Origin of the sequence: Reichenbachiella agariperforans (genome assembly GCF_900142205.1) — a bacterium.
GTDB lineage: Bacteria > Bacteroidota > Bacteroidia > Cytophagales > Cyclobacteriaceae > Reichenbachiella > Reichenbachiella agariperforans.
Map to the genome: position 1 here is coordinate 129,697 of NZ_FRAA01000007.1, position 17,632 is coordinate 147,328.

General features: G+C 46.8%; 10 protein-coding genes. 2 read left to right on the top strand and 8 right to left on the bottom strand.

The features are described 5' to 3' along the window. Window positions 1–257 precede the first annotated feature (257 nt). On the top strand, window positions 258–2,468 hold the full coding sequence (locus BUB99_RS16320) for a DUF7133 domain-containing protein (protein ID WP_073124470.1): 2,211 nt from the start codon (window positions 258–260) through the stop codon (window positions 2,466–2,468). A 622-nt stretch (window positions 2,469–3,090) separates the two neighbouring features. On the opposite strand, the gene galB is transcribed toward BUB99_RS16320, so the two are convergent. From galB to BUB99_RS16340, 4 genes are all read right to left on the bottom strand, one after another. Beyond that, the gene (galB, locus tag BUB99_RS16325; RefSeq protein WP_073124472.1) at window positions 3,091–5,553 is read right to left on the bottom strand and encodes a beta-galactosidase GalB; all 2,463 of its coding nucleotides are present in this window, start codon (window positions 5,551–5,553) and stop codon (window positions 3,091–3,093) included. A gap of 21 nt (window positions 5,554–5,574) precedes the next feature. Next, window positions 5,575–6,447, bottom strand: a complete 873-nt coding sequence (locus tag BUB99_RS16330; RefSeq protein WP_073124263.1) for a LamG domain-containing protein — start codon at window positions 6,445–6,447, stop codon at window positions 5,575–5,577. Window positions 6,448–6,579: 132 nt separating this feature from the next. After that, on the bottom strand, window positions 6,580–8,457 hold the full coding sequence (locus BUB99_RS16335; protein ID WP_073124265.1) for a sulfatase family protein: 1,878 nt from the start codon (window positions 8,455–8,457) through the stop codon (window positions 6,580–6,582). Continuing rightward, on the bottom strand, window positions 8,454–10,814 hold the full coding sequence (locus tag BUB99_RS16340) for a sulfatase-like hydrolase/transferase (RefSeq protein ID WP_073124267.1): 2,361 nt from the start codon (window positions 10,812–10,814) through the stop codon (window positions 8,454–8,456). Before BUB99_RS16340 ends, BUB99_RS16335 begins: the two co-directional genes overlap by 4 nt. A 176-nt stretch (window positions 10,815–10,990) precedes the next feature. Between BUB99_RS16340 and BUB99_RS16345 the strand changes: the two genes are divergently transcribed. Beyond that, on the top strand, window positions 10,991–12,595 hold the full coding sequence (locus BUB99_RS16345) for a tetratricopeptide repeat protein (protein ID WP_170863825.1): 1,605 nt from the start codon (window positions 10,991–10,993) through the stop codon (window positions 12,593–12,595). A gap of 30 nt (window positions 12,596–12,625) precedes the next feature. On the opposite strand, the gene BUB99_RS16350 is transcribed toward BUB99_RS16345, so the two are convergent. The 4 genes from BUB99_RS16350 to BUB99_RS16365 all read right to left on the bottom strand — a co-directional run bounded on the left by BUB99_RS16350 (window position 12,626) and on the right by BUB99_RS16365 (window position 17,631). Next, window positions 12,626–13,414, bottom strand: coding sequence for a c-type cytochrome (locus BUB99_RS16350; RefSeq protein WP_073124271.1), 789 nt, complete (start codon window positions 13,412–13,414; stop codon window positions 12,626–12,628). 4 nt (window positions 13,415–13,418) lie between these two features. Continuing rightward, entirely contained in the window at window positions 13,419–14,792 is a 1,374-nt protein-coding gene (locus BUB99_RS16355; RefSeq protein ID WP_073124273.1) for a c-type cytochrome domain-containing protein, read from the bottom strand. 64 nt (window positions 14,793–14,856) lie between these two features. Beyond that, entirely contained in the window at window positions 14,857–15,966 is a 1,110-nt protein-coding gene (locus BUB99_RS16360) for an NHL repeat-containing protein (RefSeq protein ID WP_073124275.1), read from the bottom strand. A gap of 168 nt (window positions 15,967–16,134) precedes the next feature. Beyond that, complete coding sequence (locus BUB99_RS16365; RefSeq protein WP_073124277.1) at window positions 16,135–17,631, bottom strand: DUF1501 domain-containing protein; 1,497 nt, start codon at window positions 17,629–17,631, stop codon at window positions 16,135–16,137. Window position 17,632 lies beyond the last annotated feature (1 nt).

Consider the following 17,632-nt stretch of genomic DNA (forward strand, 5'->3'; position numbering starts at 1 on the left):
AGCAGAGAGTGCTGGGGCAAATGTTGCCTAAAAGAAGGGGACATTTGATAGGTGTATGGATGGGGAATCAAACTAGAAGAGAAAAGTCACTTCTAGGTCGGTGCTTATTAGCTATATGTTACATTTTTTTTGATGTAGGAGGGGAATATTATTCGATCTTGCAGGGGCATATTTGTTAGCTATTTCAGAATGTGTTTGTATTACACAAATTTGGAATTGGAAGAGAATCGTCTTTCCTCATCAAAAAAATACTCAGCATGTTTCAGACCACTTTAAGATTACTATTTGTTGCGTTTTCTGTTTTGTTGACGGCTTGTCAACAAGACCAACCTAGGCAAGCAGCCTATCCTCGCCCTGAGATCGATCCGGATCCGGTGGTGGATTTCCTCTCTCCTGAGGAGAGCATGGAGACTTTTCATTTGCCAGAAGGCTACAAAGTAGAGTTGGTGGCCAGCGAACCGATGATCAACGAACCCGTAGCGATCACATGGGATGCCAATGGACGTTTGTATGTCGCACAGATGGATACCTATATGCAGGACATAGATGGAAATGATCAGGGTATGCCATGGAGTAAGATCATGAGACTGGAGGATGAAGACGGTGATGGAAAGATGGACAAAAGCACCGTGTTTATTGATAGTTTGGTACTGCCACGTGTCATACAAGCCGTCGGTGACGGATTGATCGTACAAGAAACCTACTATCGCCATTTTTGGCTGTATAGAGATATGGATGGTGATGGAGTCGCAGAGGATAAAAAGTTGCTACTGGAGGATAACGGGATGGATAGAAGTAACCTGGAGCATCAGCCTGGTAGCATGCTTTGGAATATCGACAACTGGCTGTACCTCTCCAAAGGCAACCTACGTTACCGCTACACCTCGGGTACGTTAGAGGTGGACACCATGCGCAGCCCACCCAATGGCCAGTGGGGTCTGACACAAGACGAAACGGGTCGGATGTACTATTCATCGGCAGGTGGTGAGGTGCCCGCTTTGGGGTATCAGATCCATCCTATATATGGAGATTTAGAGATGAATGGCAAATGGGAACCGGGGTTTGAAAAGGTCTGGCCAGTCATCGGTACACCTGACGTGCAAGGTGGACCAAGGAGACTTAGAGAGGATGGTACACTCAACCACTTTACAGCGTCGTGTGGACAGACTTTGTTTTTGGGAGATCGATTGGATGCCTATGGAGATCTGTTTATCCCTGAGCCTGTGGGGCGATTGGTCAGACGAGCCAAAGTGGAGAATAGAGAGGGAAAGATCGTACTGAGCAATGCGTATGAGAATACAGAGTTTTTGGCTGCAACAGATGCTAATTTTCGTCCAGTAGATACCAAGGTCGGACCTGATGGATGTCTCTATGTCGTGGATATGTATCGTGGGATCATCCAAGAAGGCAATTGGGTACGCAAAGGGAGTTATCTACGTCCTGTTGTAGAACGTAAAGAACTAGACAAAAACATAGGTAAGGGGCGTATCTATCGGATTGTGCATGAAGACGCTGCTCCTACAGCCAAAGACAAGTTGTTGGATCAATCTACCACAGCACTTTTGCGTTACTTGTCACACCCGAATGGTTGGTACCGCATGCAGGCGCAAAAGTTGATTATACATAGGCAGGACAAGTCGATACTGCCCCAACTCAAAGAAATGGCTACTGAGACTAAGCCTTGGTTTGGAGGTGGAGATCAAGATTTTGGGCTGCAACGTTTGCATGTATTATGGACGCTGGAGGGACTAGGCGAGCTAGATCGGGACTTGTTGGTAGAGATGCTAGGGGATGATGATCCTAGAGTGCGTGCTGCTGCTATTCGAAATACGGAACCTTATCTGTCTCAAGGCGATCAACAAATCCTCGATGTTTTGTCGGAGAGGGTAGATGACCCTAGCAAGGATGTACAGATACAGCTGTCGCTCTCGATGCGGTCGAGCAAAGACCCTGTCGCGAAAGAGGTGATTCATCAGTTGATGAAAAATGACCGACACAACATGGTGCTGGCTTCTGTCGGAGAAGTAGGGTTGACAGAAGAACCACCGATCGTCGAACAACTCATGAATAAACATAAGCTGTTGCCGGGTGGTCGCAAGCGATCGCTGGTGAGTGGATATTATATTTACCAAGGGTTGTGTGCAGACTGCCATGGGAAAGACGGAAACGGCTTGGGCGATATCGCTCCACCTCTCGTGGGGTCTCCTAGAGTCAAAGGACATTGGATGATCCCAACCAAAATCCTGCTCAACGGGCTACAGGGGCCTATTGATGACAAGTCCTATACCGGAGCGATGATTGCCATGAAGGAGCAAGACAACAAATGGATCGCAGATGTACTGACCTATATTCGTACCGAACTAAACGGTCAATCACCAGTATCTCTGTGGCAGGTGAACAATGCCCGTAAACAATCTGAGGAGAGGGAATATCCATGGACACTAGAGGAATTGTATCCCAAAAAGTAGCGTACGGACACATGCGGCTTTTTTAGCAAACCCTCCATGGGTTTAAACCCTTGGAGGGTTGATAGGATAGGTCACAATTTAGGTGTGTTCAGGATACTTTTATTGATTTAGAACGCCTCCCTTTGCAGTCCCGCCTGGGGTCATGCATGTGATTGGGAACAGAACTGCTGTAACAGTGGATGATGATTGTTTGACTCGTTTAGATTTCTCCCTTTAGTCGAAATGACATGGAATGTGAGGGCTACCACAGAAGTGAGAAAATACAACAGAAGCTTGTTGTTTCGACGATAGAAGAGATCTAAATACGAAACACAGATTTCAAAGTGTCTATTCAGTGAACTGTGTCAAGAAAAGAAGTGAAGCAGACGGTTACACGCTTACAAGAGTCTATTTGACTTTTAGGCGAATGGAGATGTCGGATAGATCGACTATTTTGACCTTATCAAGCTGGTTTTTGTGCCTTCTCGTTCGTGCCCTATAAAGCCAAGCCTGCAGTTACCCCCCCCCGAACAGAATAGGTTACTCCTAGCAATCTGCCCCCGTTACAAACCCAAACGAAAAAAGCCATCAAAAGCAGCTTGGTGAAGTGCTCTTGATGGCGATGTTGTTGCAGAGTTTTGTGTTACTCGTTGGTGGTTACGCTAATGGTCGCGCTTTTCAATCCTTTTCCGGTGGCTTTGAGTTTGATCTTGCCGGTTTGTGGGTCAGATCGGAGTATGGCCAGTGCCATTCCACTGAATGCCTTGCGATAATCGGCCTGGAAAGGCTCTGTCGTGGCGGCATTGCCATTGCCTACGGCGATTAGCTCTCCCGCCCCAGATACGCTGAAGTTGACGAGGTTGTCTGCATTGGGGCAGAGGTTGCCGTCTTTGTCTTCGATGCGTACGGTGACATAGGCCAGATCACGGCCATCTGCTGTGATCGTAGATCGATCCACCGACAAGCTGATTTTGGCAGGGGCACCTGCGGTGCGAATCTCTTTTTCCTCTACAGCTTTGCCGTCTTTGTAGCCTACTACTTTAATGCTACCCGCTTCATATGGTACCTCCCAACTGAGGCGGTAGGGGGAGTCAAATGTTTTTGGTTCATAGCGAAGAAAATCTACTAGCAGCGTGGTTTTGTCCTTGCCTTTTACTTTTCGTCCCATAGACTTGCCATTCACGAATAGTTCTGCTTCGTCGCAGTTGGTGTAGCTGTAGACTGGGATGTTTTCGCCTTCCATACCTTGCCAGTTCCAGTGGGGGAGGAGGTGGATCATCAGCTCTTCTGTCCACTGACTCTGGTAGAGGTAGAAGCGGTCTTTAGGGAATCCACTCAAATCTACTGCACCAAAATAAGAGCTACGAGAGGGCCAGTGACCATTCCAGCGGCCATTGGTCGAGTTGTCCTTTCCTCCATAGGGCGTGGGCTCGCCCAGATAGTCGAAACCAGTCCAGATAAACTCGCCCATACTGAAAGGGTTTTGTTCCTGAAAGTAAAATTCAACATCTGGAGGGTAAGCCCATGGTGGTCCGATCAGGTCGTAGCTGGTTACTTGTAGCGACTCATGCGTTTGGTACTTTTCGATCGGTAGGTGATAGACGCCACGGCTGCTGGTGCAGCTTGATGTTTCCGAACCGTAGATCGGCAGTTGTGGGTAGTTGCCACGCACTTCGCTGTATTTGGTAGGCTTATAGTTCATCCCTGCGATATCGATCTGCTGCGCCATGTTGTTGTCATAGGGAGCCGGGTACCAGTTGAATCCTGCGGAAGTAGGACGGGTAGGGTCGGTCGCTTTGCATACATCGTTTAGCTTTTTGGCCACTGTCCAGCCTTTTTGTTTGTCGCTTTGCTCGATGATCTCATTGCCAATGCTCCACATGACGATGGAGGGATGGTTACGGTCACGCAGGATCATGTCACGCAGATCGATTTCTCCCCATTGATCAAAGAATTTATTGTAGCCGTTTTCTACTTTGGCCAATTTCCAGACGTCAAAAGCTTCGTCCTGTACGAGTAAGCCCAGCTCGTCGCAAAGCTCCAGCAGCTCACGAGAGGGAGGGTTGTGACTGGTGCGAATGGCGTTCACTCCCATGTCTTTCATGATCTGTAGCTTGCGCTCGTCGGCTCGTCGATAGACCGCTGCACCCAAGGGGCCATTGTCGTGGTGCAGGCAGACGCCGTTGAAGCGAACCTTCCGACCGTTGAGATAGAAGCCGTCCGTGTTGTAGCTGATGCTACGGATGCCAAAGCGGGTTTGATAGCTATCCAGCACCTTGTCATCATCCAATACCGTGGTAGTGGCGGAGTAGAGGTTTGGTGTGTCCAGATCCCATCTTTGTGGTTTTTCTACATTGACGTAGGAGGATGCTGTAGCTGTGGCTTGTGCAGCTATTTCGATTTTTTCTTCTATGCGCGCCACTTCATTTCCTTGTGGATCAAAATATTGTTGTCTGATACTAACCGTTTTACTTTGGTCACTTTTGTTAACCACCTTTGTTTCATTCTGTACGACTGCTTTGGTATCTGTGACTGTCGGGGTGGTGATATAGGTGCCCCACTGTGCTATATGTATGGGCTCATCGATTTTGAGCCAGACCGAGCGATAGATGCCAGCACCAGGGTACCAGCGAGAGGAAAGGTCTTCGGGCGTGAGACGAACAGCGACTACATTGTCCGATCCGTCATAGTTCAGGTATGGACTGATATCAAACTCGAACCCGATGTAGCCATAGGGCCTATTGCCAACCAGCTGTCCATTGACCCAGACGTGGGCGTTGTACATAGCACCTTCAAATTCGATGCGTACGACTTTACCTTCTGCATTTTTAGGCATGGTGAAATGCTTGCGATACCAGCCCGTACCGTGAAAGGGCAGGCCGCCTGCACGTGCATTGTATTTGCTATCGAATGGTCCTTCGATAGCCCAGTCGTGAGGCAGATCCAGCTTTCGCCATTCACTGTCATCAAAATCCGAGGATTCGGCTCCAGCTACCTGGTCGTTGTAAAAAAGCCAGGATGCGTTAAAATTTTGATCTTGAGCCTGGAGGTTGGGGCCACAGGTCAGGATTATTATCAAACAAAATAATAGATGATGTTTCTTCACTTGCTTCAATTTTTAATTGTTCTATTCTTTCAGTTTCCAAGTACGGATCCATTCGTACTGGGTGGTTCTTTGCTCCCAGTTGCCACGCTTGACCATGCCTCCGTCTTCTGGTACTGGATTCCAGCTATAGGTCTCGATGGCCATATGGAGGAAGGCTGGCATATCCCAAGCTACTTCGGGGTGGATGGAATACACATATTTTCCATCGAGGAAAAACTGGATTTCTTCTGGTGATTTCCACCATGCGGCATAGACGAAGTAGCGTTCGTGGTTTTTGACATCCGTTTTTATTGATTTTTGAAGTTGGAGTCTTTCTACACACTCTGTCGGGCGGTGGATGGCATTGGAGTGATAGATTTGATCCCACTCGCGCGCCCATTCGTCGGATAGTTCTGTGGTGTGTCCGACACACTCTTGTATGTCGAGCTCCAGCTTTTTCTCACAATCATAGCGAGACATGAGCCAAAAGGTCGAGGACATCTCCGTAGCATTGGCTTTCATTTTACATTCATAGTACCAGCCGACCTGTGCGGGTGCAATGGATCGTACGATACCTCCTTGATAGATAAACTCTTTGTCGTTGAGGGTGACGGTGGAATCTAGTACTCCGACTGTTACAGCGAGCTTACCGTTTTGTATTTGCACATTTTCGGCACGAAATAGTCCCGGAGGTCTACCGATCCATCCCCAGCCATTGGCCTTGGGCTCGATTTGCCACTTTTTGGTGTTGACTTTCTTTCCTTCAAACTCATCCGATAGGGGTTTTACTTTCACCCATTTGCTGTCTGCTGGTTTGGGGTCTTCGCCTGGTAGAAAAGTCGGCTGGGCATTAGACACGATTGCTAAGGATAGCGAGTAAATAACCGTGAAAAATGAAAGGATATGATGATTCATAGTATGCGTTAATTATAAACTCCAAAACTAAAAAGAGAGCGTCAAGAGCTAAGAGAGAGAAGGTGCCAGAAAAGGGGGGCATATCCTTATTTTTGAGTTGTGTGAAGATTTGCCCTCCTAAAAAAACTCTGGCTAGATGCTTATATTCAATCCGGTCAATCTCCAGCTTACCATTTTGTCCTTTCTGACTTTAGATTGTAGTTGCTTGAGGTCTATCTCGAAGGTATAGTGGTGAGGTGCAGACCGCAGTAGCATGATCGAGTTGAGGATTAGCAATGCTTCGGTGGGGTCTTGGCTTTGGTATAGACAGTCCACGAGTTGTTTTGCTGGATCAACTGCTTTGCTTAGACCTAAAAATTCTGCCGCCTTTACCTGATTGATAAGCAGACTGTCTTTGTGCATTACCTGTGTTACTTCTTCAGTCAGTACCATAGCTTGCTGGCCAAAACTGCTACAAGTCATCAATGCCCAGTACCTTTCCCAAGGATCGGAAGAAGACAATGCTGTGATTAGTTTCGCCTTTGCATCATCAAAAGACTGTAGGGACAGGTCTGCTATTTGTGCATATTTCTTGATGTCTGATTGGTGTGTTTGACCGAATGCCACGGGATTGTCAATGGCTTGGTCGAGTAGGAAATATTCCGGATAAAAGGATAAATCGGGCATGTGGGTTACCCATGTGTTGAGCTTCTTTCTAAGCGCAACTAAGGTCGGTGCAAAGCTGGGGTCATCAGCCAGGTTGTTGGTCTCATAAGGGTCGGCTTCCACATCGAAAAGCATCTCTGGAGGACGAGATTCGAAAAATGCCGACTGTACTTCGTTGAGCTGGTGGCTATGGTGTTTGTCTTGCCAGTCCTGATAGGCCAGCTGCTTGTAGCGGTAGTTGTTGAGCAGTCCGTCGAAATTGTAGGGTTGGTAGTTTCGGATGTACTTGTAGGGGCCCACGCGTATGGAACGAACTTGGTCGTATTTCTCATCGAAACGATCTGCATAGCCGTAGGTAGTATTTCGTTGCTCTAGTTTGTTTTTGGTCAATCCCTGTCCCAGGAAAGGCTTTCCATCCATGCGAGATGGTGTAGGCAGCCCTGCAAGACGCAGTACGGTAGGTGCCAGATCGATGAAACTCACGAATGCCTCAGTGGCACTACCGGGTGCCCATGCACTCAGGTGCTTGTAAGCTGGCGGAATGTAGGCCACCATAGGTACATGCAGTCCGGTTTCGTAGATGTAGCCTTTGCTGCCAGGGAGTACGCCTCCATGATCGCCATAGTAGAAAATGATCGTGCTATCGAGTAAATCGTCTTGTTTCAACTGAGCAATTACCTCGCCCACTTGCTCGTCCATTTGTTGGATTTTGTCACGGTAGTAGGCGTTGGTATAGCGAAACACACTATCGTCAGGGTGGTTGGGCTGTACTTGATAGTCGTCAAGTTTAGTTTGTGTAGCGTTGTTTTGCATTTCCTCTGCCGTGAAGTGCAAGCGAGACTCATGTGTCGTGCCTATGTTGTGGACATAGAAGAAGGGATGGCCGCTTTGTCGATTTCTCCAGCTGGCCTTATTGGACGATTCGTCCCAGACACTGTCACCTTTGATGAAGTTGTAGTCTTCCTTGGCGTTGTTGGCTGTGTAGTAGCCTGCTTCTCTCAGATAGTGAGGAAACATACGCAATGAATCCGGCATGGGTGCGGCCTGTATATTGCGGTGGTAGTTGGTGAGTGTGCGTGGACCGTAGCAGCCCGAAATGATCGCCGATCGTGCCACACTGCAGACAGCTCCATTCGAAAAAGCACGGTCGAAGCGTACGCCTTGACTTGCTAATTTTTCGATGTGTGGTGTTTCTATTCCGTTTTCGTCAAATAGCCGCATGTAGTGCTTGGAGTTGTCTTCGGAGACGATCCAGACGATGTTGGGGCTGGGCAGATTGCTTTGCTCTGGCTGACAGGAGCTACCAATCCCTGCAATGAGCAGGAATTGGCAAATGATCGTGAGGTTATTGAACTTGATTTTCATTGTTTGATGACTTTAATCGAAAGAGGTTCTGACTTTGTAGTGATTTTCAAAATATAGGTGCCCTTGGGCCATTTTTGTCCAATGGTCTTAGAAGGATACTCTTGGATGGAAATATCCTCGATGTGTTGACCAGAGAGGTTCCATACTTCAATATGCTCATACTCGCTAGGGAGTGAAGATATGTCCAGCTGTTCGTGGAATGGATTAGGGTAGACATAGCTCAATTCATCTTTTTTTTTAATATCGAGTGTCACGTTCTCTTCTTCATCTTTACGAATTTCTGGCTGAGTGTACACCACGCAGATGTCAGATTGTCCGTCAGGTAGCGTGGCAGTGATACCTGCGTACCCCTTGCTGAGCAATGTCACTTGACCATTTTGATCTACAGTGGCCACTTGAGGATCGCTGCTGGACCAGCTGACTGAGCCCGAACTGCCTTCAATCGTGTAGTCCAATACTTTTTGATCTTCTACGGTCATTTGGATTCGGGTAGGTACAATGTCAATTTGGGTGATATCTGGGATGATGTCGTCGGGAATGTTCAGCTTTTTGTCATCAGACCCGAGAGCAAAATCTGATCGATCATACGTGTTGATCTGCGACCAGTCACATTCGATACGGCCGTCACCCAGTACGATATGGCCTAGTTTGGTACGGAACCAATCGCTGAGTGCGGCATAAGCTTCTTGATTGGCCAGGTTGTTTTGCTCGTCTGGGTCTATTCTTAGATCATATAGTGCTAGATCTACTTCACTGGCTTCTGCCTCCAGTGCCCATTGGATATCTTGGTTGGGCACTACATTTCCTCCTGGTTTGGCATTGCTAGATCTGGTTCGCATGGAAAACGCAAAATTCTTGTTGCGCAGATAAGCGCGTGGGCCTACTACATGATTCATTTCGCCGATGATGTATTCTTTCTCCTCTTTTTCTTCTGACAAAAGCTCAGCCCAGTCGTACCCGTCTAGGTGCTGGTATTTGGGCTGAGTTAGGTCTGCTCCAGCGGCAGCCAGCATGGTAGGTACAAAATCTACGTATTCTGCAAGACCGTCGTACACAGTGCCTACAGGGTACTTGTCTGCACGGGAAGAGGCGACTATAGCTGTGCCCTGCGTCGATAGTCGCCAGGGGGTGAATTTGGCTTCTATTCCTTGCTCGCCCAAGTGCCACCCGTGGTCTCCCGATACATAAAGTATCAGGTATTCTTGTCCATTTTTTTTGCTGTAGTTTTTGAATGCATTGACAGCTTCGCCCACCAGATAGTCACCATAGGCACAAAAGGCATAGTAGTCACGGATGGCTTGCTGCTTTTCCTCTGGCCTCAGTCCGTCTATTTTCAGTTTTTCGTAGAGGGCTTTCATCTGGGGAGGAAGCTTATCTACTTCTGATTGGTCAAAGTCGGGCACCTCATAGTTTTGGTCTTTGAATTGATCTCTAAACTCCTTGGGAGGAAGTACTGGAGTGTGTGGGAAATGGAAAGACAAATTGATGAACTGTGGCGATGATGGATTAGCACCAAACATGGTCTTGTCAGCGAGTGTCTGGTACTGCTGACCTTGGTGGCTGAGATAGTTTTTAAATTCCTCTAAGATTCTTCCATCTACTGTTTTGTCTTTGGGCATGGGGCTTTGTCCCCCGATAATCAGGTCGGGATTGCTACGTGTATAGGAGTAGAGCAGGTCTAATTCTTCTTCTGCTTGCGCTTTGTTTTCCAGGTCTTCGGTTGTCAGACCACCTTTTCTATCGGTAAAGTAAAATAGCTCTCTGCCATCAGGGAAGTAAAACTCAGTCCGGGTACCTATATTTTCGCCTCCTTCCCAATAGGCTCGACTGTACCAGTCTGTAAAGCCAAGCGCACGAAGGTCGTTTTTGTAGTCCATTTCATAGTCGTAGAAGTTCAGACTGCTCCAGGTTACGCCAGGACCCCATTGGTAGATACGGTAGCCACCTTTGCCTAGGAGAGAGGTTTGATACCCCAGCTCTTTCATCATTTGAGGGAGGTTTTGGTTTACAAAATCTGGTTGGTCATGGGTTTGTTCAAAGCCATATATACCTGCATGGTGTGGATACTTGCCTGTGATCATACTGCCTCTTGAGGGCGCGCAAGCTGGAGAGTTGCAGTAGGTGTTGGGGAAGAATACGCCTTCGGCCGCCAACGCATCGACATTTGGAGAGGATACATGACCGAGCGGGCTGTCTTCTGTACCTGTAGTGCTCAGGTTGTAGATGCTGTTAGAGTCCATGCGCTGGTCATCGGTCATGATCCAGAGGATGTTGGGTTGCTGAGCTGGTGTCGCGCCAGAGAAGAGGATGCAAAACATCAGTGTGAGTAAAATTTGAAATAGTCTTTCTTTTTTCATGTCGTAAATAGTCGTGTATGGACGACAAGGATAGGAGGAGTTTTGAGAAAACAAGATAAAAGTATCTCTACAAAATATCTACATTGCAGTGTTGAGCGAGTCTCTAGTTTGTGTCAGTCACCGGGTAGATGTAGATTGATAAAATGTTCTTTTTGATGCGTATGGAAGTGTTTTTTATGAAATATGTAAGCGTAGTAGGGTTGGTTATCCCCCTGCTATTAGTGGGGAAATCCCCTCTACAAGCACAACTCGAAGTAGATCGGGTCATGCAGGAAGGTAATGAAACAAATCACCAGGCCGATATCCGAAAATTTGAACAAATATATGATAGGGCATTGCGTGATGAGGATACGCTACAGATGATAGAAGGTCTATTAGGGATGGGAGAAACACACTCCCGTCTTTTACAGTTTAGTGAGGCCATCGATGAAATAAGTGAAGCAGATTATTTGGCGCAGCAGGTCGCTGATACCATACAGTGGGTGGAAGCAAAGGTACAAATGAGCCGTATCATGCGATCGTTTAGAAAGGACTCAGTAGCCTATGATTTGGTTAATCAAGCGCATGATTTAGTGGTGAGACGGGGTGGCGTATATGCTAGACACAAACTCCCGGGGATCTATTTTGAGTTGGCCGTACTCAACCGAACGATGGGGCGGGTAGAAGAAACGAAAAAATACTTGGATCGCTTTGAGGCAATAGAGAATGGTGATCCTGAGTCTTATTATTTTCGGCTGGAAAAGGCTCGACTTCTTTTGCTTCAGGGCGATGAGTATGGTGCACAAGAGTTACTGTTGGATCTGGAAATGGAGCTGACTGAGGCGCAAACCAGTGGTACTGTGTCTATGCCACAGGCGTCATCAATTATTTTTGTATACAGTCACCTTGGTCATTTGTATGATGATCAAGGTGATATGTCAAAGGCAATAAGCTATTACACCATGGCGATCCATGAGATCGATAGACTTCAGCATCATATCGGTCATCAGCAATATCTCTATAACTACCGTGGACGGTTGTATTATCAACTGGGTCAGCACCAAAAGGCCTATGATGATCTGGTAAGGTCACGTGAGATTTCAGAGACGTTTTTTGGAGCAAAGAGTGGGCTGAATCGCGGTTTTTTTGATCTGAGAAATAGGTATCAAGAGCGCTTGGAGGCACAGGAACAAGTGATGGCACAGCAGCAATTGTTATTGGCCAAGCGAGAGACAACCATCTTGTGGTTTAGGGCGATAGTAGCAGTCTTAGTTTTGTTTTTTGTGGTTTTGGCTTTATGGATGCGAAATAGGAAGCAAAAAGCTAAACATAGGAAGGAAAAGGAATTACTCCTCCAAAAACGGGAAGAAGAAACTAAAAGAATAGCTCAGGTACTGGAGTACAAAAATAAGGAACTCACTACCTATACACTTAAATTGGTAGAGAAGGAAGAGCTGATCGCTGAGGCAGTAGCTTTTGCGCAAAAGTATCGTGATAGTGAGGGTGCTCGGCATTTGATCAGAAAACTGAAGCAATCGGCGGATGATAGTTGGGAAGAGTTTCACAAAAGATTTCTGGATGTCTATAGTGGGTTCTATGATCGATTAATTGAGAAATACGGAGACTTGAGTCCGAACGAGCTCAAGCTATGTTCTCTCATTCGCCTTAATTTTTCTGTCAAAGAAACGGCACAATTGCTCGGTATCTCACCGACGAGTGTCAACATGGCACGGTACCGATTGCGAACCAAGCTCGCTCTCGATCGAGAGGTCAATCTTCATAGTTTTATGACACAAGTCTAATAGAACCGAAAGGGGGGGAGGTAGTCACTGTCACCATTGGATCAGCTCGTAGAAGTCTGCACCTGGAGGGAGCCAACTGAGCGATAGCGTGTCATTTTTGCCTGTTAGTTGGTGGGTGACAGCTATAGGTTGTGATCCTTTTTGTAGATCGATGACAGCTTCACGGTTTTTTGGGTCGAGAGGTAAGAGGATTTTATCTCCAATTTTGATTTGGCCTTTCCCGGTTTTGATCAATCGAATAAAGTACTTACCCGTTTTAGGGATTGGCAGTTGTCCTGTGAATTGAATGGTTGTTTTTCGATCATGGGAGGGGAAGGACTCAGAGCCTAGTAGATGAATCGAATGCGCACTACCTGTTTGTATCGGTCTGCCCTCATGTAGACTCTGCCAAGAGAGAATGGTACTGTCTACCTCATCAAGCTGGCGCATAGAAGTAGATTGAGCGTAGCGATCCCAAAAAGCATCACGCCTATCCTCTAGAGAAAGAATCCAATCAACGAGTAAGCTGAGTTCCATATCCTTGATTAATGGATGTCCAGACATGACTCCACCATACCACAGTCCGCCACCACCTTCTTTGATTTTGGTCATCAGCTTGGGTTTGATGCCGTACTCGCTATGGTAGCGGCGTGAGATATCCAAATAAGGAGGGCCGACTAGTCGATCTGAGATGCTGTGGCAGTGCAGGCAGTCCATTGTCAGTAAAGTCTCCGTGGCAGACTTTTGGGGAACTTTGACTGACTGATGTCCTGATTTGCTATTGCAGCCGAGTAGACCAATTAGTATCCATAGGGACAAGGAAAGAATGAGATGTTTCATGCGCTTAGCTCCCAGAGATCAAATTAATGTTTTGGTGTGTTTCTCTAAGTGAAGCTAGACTTTCTTTATCAATATTGGTTTGCCAAATGTACACAGTACTCAACTGAGGCCAGGCTGCTACGTGCTCTATCGTGAGCGTGGTGACTTGAGTCGCGTAGAGGTTTAAACATTTCAATTGGGGTAGATGCTGTAGGGATTGAATTCCTGAATCACTAATCGTGTTTTGACTCAAGTCAAGGTGCTGCAAAACGGGCATGTCTGAGAGTATTTCTAAATCTATATCCTTTAGATCACAGTTGCGCATTTTTAAACTGAGTATGTTGTTTTTGAGGAGACCGAGCGCCTCGTGATGGTGCAACCGGTTCTCTTTCATGATTTTTGTCCCATTGAGGGTTACTTCGTAGGCATGACTCCCTGCTGCAAGTTCGCGTACTTCATAGCCCAGCGCTGTGAGTCTTTCAATTTTGTCTAATGACACAGTATCCAAGTCAAGTTGGGATTGGCCAGCTTCAGCTCCCAGCTGTAGTTGAAGCAGCGCAATGTTTGAAATCTCCTCATCGGGATCAAGTGCTACGAGTAAAGTGTCAAAATCGGCATTGCCTGTCTCCAGCCAAAACTTTATAATCGCAATTTCCTCTTTTGTAAGAGGGGTTTTCCCATCAGGAGGCATTATCTCTTCATGATCGCTAGGCAGCGTCACACGGTGAAACAGTTCGCTAGAGGATGGATCACCTGCTACGATGAGACTGCCATGTTTTCCACCTTTTAGATAGTCTTCGATACTAGATAGAGAAAGCCCCCCTTTTTTCTTGTCTTGGTTGTGACAGCTTTTACATTTGTTGGTGATGATGGGGTGCACTAGGTCACCAAATAACTGTGCTTGCTGGATATCTGTTACTTTGGGACGAGCCAGTGGATCGGTGGTTTTGGGCTTGAAGGGCATGTAGTAGGTCAGGTAATCTGACCCATGTGTCATGTTGCCTCCTAGGTGACCTGTAGCACTCAAAGATGTCATCACGAGAGCTAGCAGACCTAGGTAAAGTTGGGTTTGTCGTTTTGTGAAATTCTCCCAACCGACTTTGAGCACTAGTGCTACTGCGGAGACTACTGTAGTGACGATACCTGCCCACATGTGTGCATCAAGCATGTCTGGAGAATAATCGCCACTCGTACCGAGCATAAAGCCCAGTACACTGGCTGCTACGGCACTGACCACTCCCAGTAGGAGTGCAAAGACGATGGCATTTCGGACATTGGCTAGCCAACCGACTCGTTCGGCTACTTCCATCAGTACAGCGATCATCAAAAAACCAATAGGCAAGTGCACCAGAAGTGGGTGAAAACGACCAAAAAACAATATCAAGTTTGATTCTTCCATTTGTGTTATTTCGTTCTAAAACCAGATAAGTGTTGAAATATCTGCCTGATCTAAAGGTCAGGTTTCAAATACGTTCTAGCTTAAAAGGAGCCGTTCTTAAGGCATTCCATTGGCAGATATATAGGTTTTTGTCTTCATCTACACAGACGTCATGTCCGTGGAAAATGGGACGGTCAGCCAGTTGGTAAGTAGGCTGTAGGATGCCTTTTTTGTAGACAGGTGCTTCGGCTCCTGGACATGAAACTACCTGATCTCCTTCTAGTACTGTTACAAACCCTGTAGGTTGCTTCCAATCAAAAATGCCTTCACGATCTTTGCTCCAGCACACGCCTGCATAGAGGTTTTGTTCGTCTATCACCGCACGACAGACCCACATGTTGGGTAGGTGGAGGGTTTTGATGTATTTTCCCTCCAGCGAAAAGAATTTGTAGGAGTTGTCCCCTCGTGAGGAAATGATCAACATGGGGTTTTGAGGGTCGCGGGTATCTAGTGTCACGCCATGGGCATTATTCAGGTTGTAATTAGCATCTGTATTATTGTGCCCTCCCCAGTGTCGTATGTAGCGTCCGTTTTGGTCGTATTGTAGGATGATATCTTTGCCATAGCCGTCTGCTACATATATGTCCCCATTGGGTGCAACAGCTGTTTCTGTAGGACTAAAAGTTTCACCTGGCTCATATACACCGATGGTAGCGGGATGGCCAATATCAAATAGGATTTTTCCGTCAACAGTCGTCTTGGTTACTCGTCCATTGTGATGCCTGTACGAACCATCATTGTTCATCTGCCAACCACTGTCGGCGATGAACAGGAAGTCTTCTTCTCCTTCTTTGGATAGTGTGAGTCCATGTCCGCCTGGAAAAGAGCACCCCCATGAATCAATCACTTTGCCGGATTTGTCAAAGACGATCACGTTGTTGGCCTTGTGATCGCCCAGCATGATGAGTCGTCCCTTGCTGTCCATGACCATCTCATGGCAGTTGAGTATGGGTAGGTTAGAGTTCCACATTTGTGCCCAGTCTTCGATGAGACGGTATTGATAGTCACCGTGTCCCAGTATTCGTTCTTTGGCTACCTTTTTAGAATCGATAATATTGGCTCCAAAAGCTTGGGTTGTACCCAGAGCTCCTGCAGCTAGTGTACCTTTTTTGATGAAATTTCTTCTTGCGTTCATTGGTTTGAGGTATAAAGACCTGACAGGTTTTTTTTGAAACCTGTCAGGTCTGCTGTTTTTTTATTTGTTTTCTAGCAAGGTCTATTTCTGAAGACCTTGAGGCGATGTATGATTTATTATAAATCCTCCAAGGGGTCAAAACCCTTGGAGGATTGGTGTTAGTACGGATCAACTCAAAATATCTTTTACTACATGACCATGGACGTCAGTCAGTCTGAACCTACGTCCTTGCGCTTTGTAAGTGAGCTTTTCATGATCTACACCCATTAGATGGAGTAGTGTCGCATGAAAATCGTGTACATGAACGGGGTCTTTGGTAATATTGTAGCTAAAGTCATCTGTTTCTCCGTGAGTAAATCCTGGTTTGACTCCTGCGCCGGCCATCCACATCGTAAAGCACCTCGGGTGATGGTCTCTGCCATAATTATCTTGTGTGAGTTTACCTTGAGAATAGACAGTTCGACCAAATTCTCCGCCCCAGATGACAAGGGTGTCTTCCAATAGTCCGCGTTGTTTGAGGTCTTTGACCAAGGCTGCCGTGGCTTGATCCGTGTTTTTACATTGGTTTTTGATGCCTCCTGGTAGATGGGTGTGTTGATCCCATCCTCTGTGGTAGAGCTGTACGAATTTCACATCTTTCTCCAACAGCCTTCTTGCTAATAGGCAGTTGGCCGCATAGGTGCCAGGATCTCGACTATCTGGCCCGTACATATCGAAAGTTTCGTCAGATTCAGAAGAGAGATCGGTGACTTCAGGTACCGAGGTTTGCATTTTGAAGGCCATTTCATATTGGGCAATGCGTGCGTTGATTTCAGGGTCACCGTAGGTGCTATGTTGTACTTCATTCATCTCTTTGAGATAGTGCAACATGCGCTGACGGTCTTTTCCTTCATAGTTTTCTGGATTATTGAGGTACAAGACAGGGTCTTTGCCTGAGCGAAACTGTACGCCTTGATGTTCGGTCGGTAGGAAGCCATTGCCCCATAGACGAGAGTAGAGCGGTTGTCCACCTGCATTTTTGGAGACTAGGGTGATGAAGGTGGGTAGGTCTTGGTTGTCAGTGCCTAGACCGTAGCTCGCCCATGCACCAATCGATGGCCTACCGGGTAGTTGATGTCCTGTTTGAAAGAAAGTAATGGCAGGGTCATGATTGATTTGTTCGGTGTACATCGATTTGATGAAACAAAGGTCATCTACTACTTCGGCAGTATGTGGCATCAATTCACTCACCCATGCACGACTTTCGCCATATTGATCAAAGGTGTATTTGGAAGGAGCAATGGGAAGTGAACTTTGCTGAGCACTCATGCCAGTGAGCCGTTGTCCTCCTCGTATAGATTCGGGTAGCTCTTGCCCAAACATATCGGTGAGTTTCGGCTTATAATCAAAAGTTTCGAACTGTGACGGTCCTCCGCTTTGGAACAGGTAGACGACACGTTTGGCTTTGGGTAGATGATGTGGGAGTCCAGGGATGCCTTTGATTCCGCTAATGGGGTTGTCGCCTCCTGTGCCAGCCAGTAGTCGGTCTGCACCGAAGAGTGACCCTAGTGCTATGGCGCCAAGCCCCATTGAGGTTTTGGTCAGAAACTGTCTTCTGTCCATTTGTTTTTCTATTTTCTTGAGATCCTCACTGTTGGATCTTAGGATGTCATGATGATGGCACATA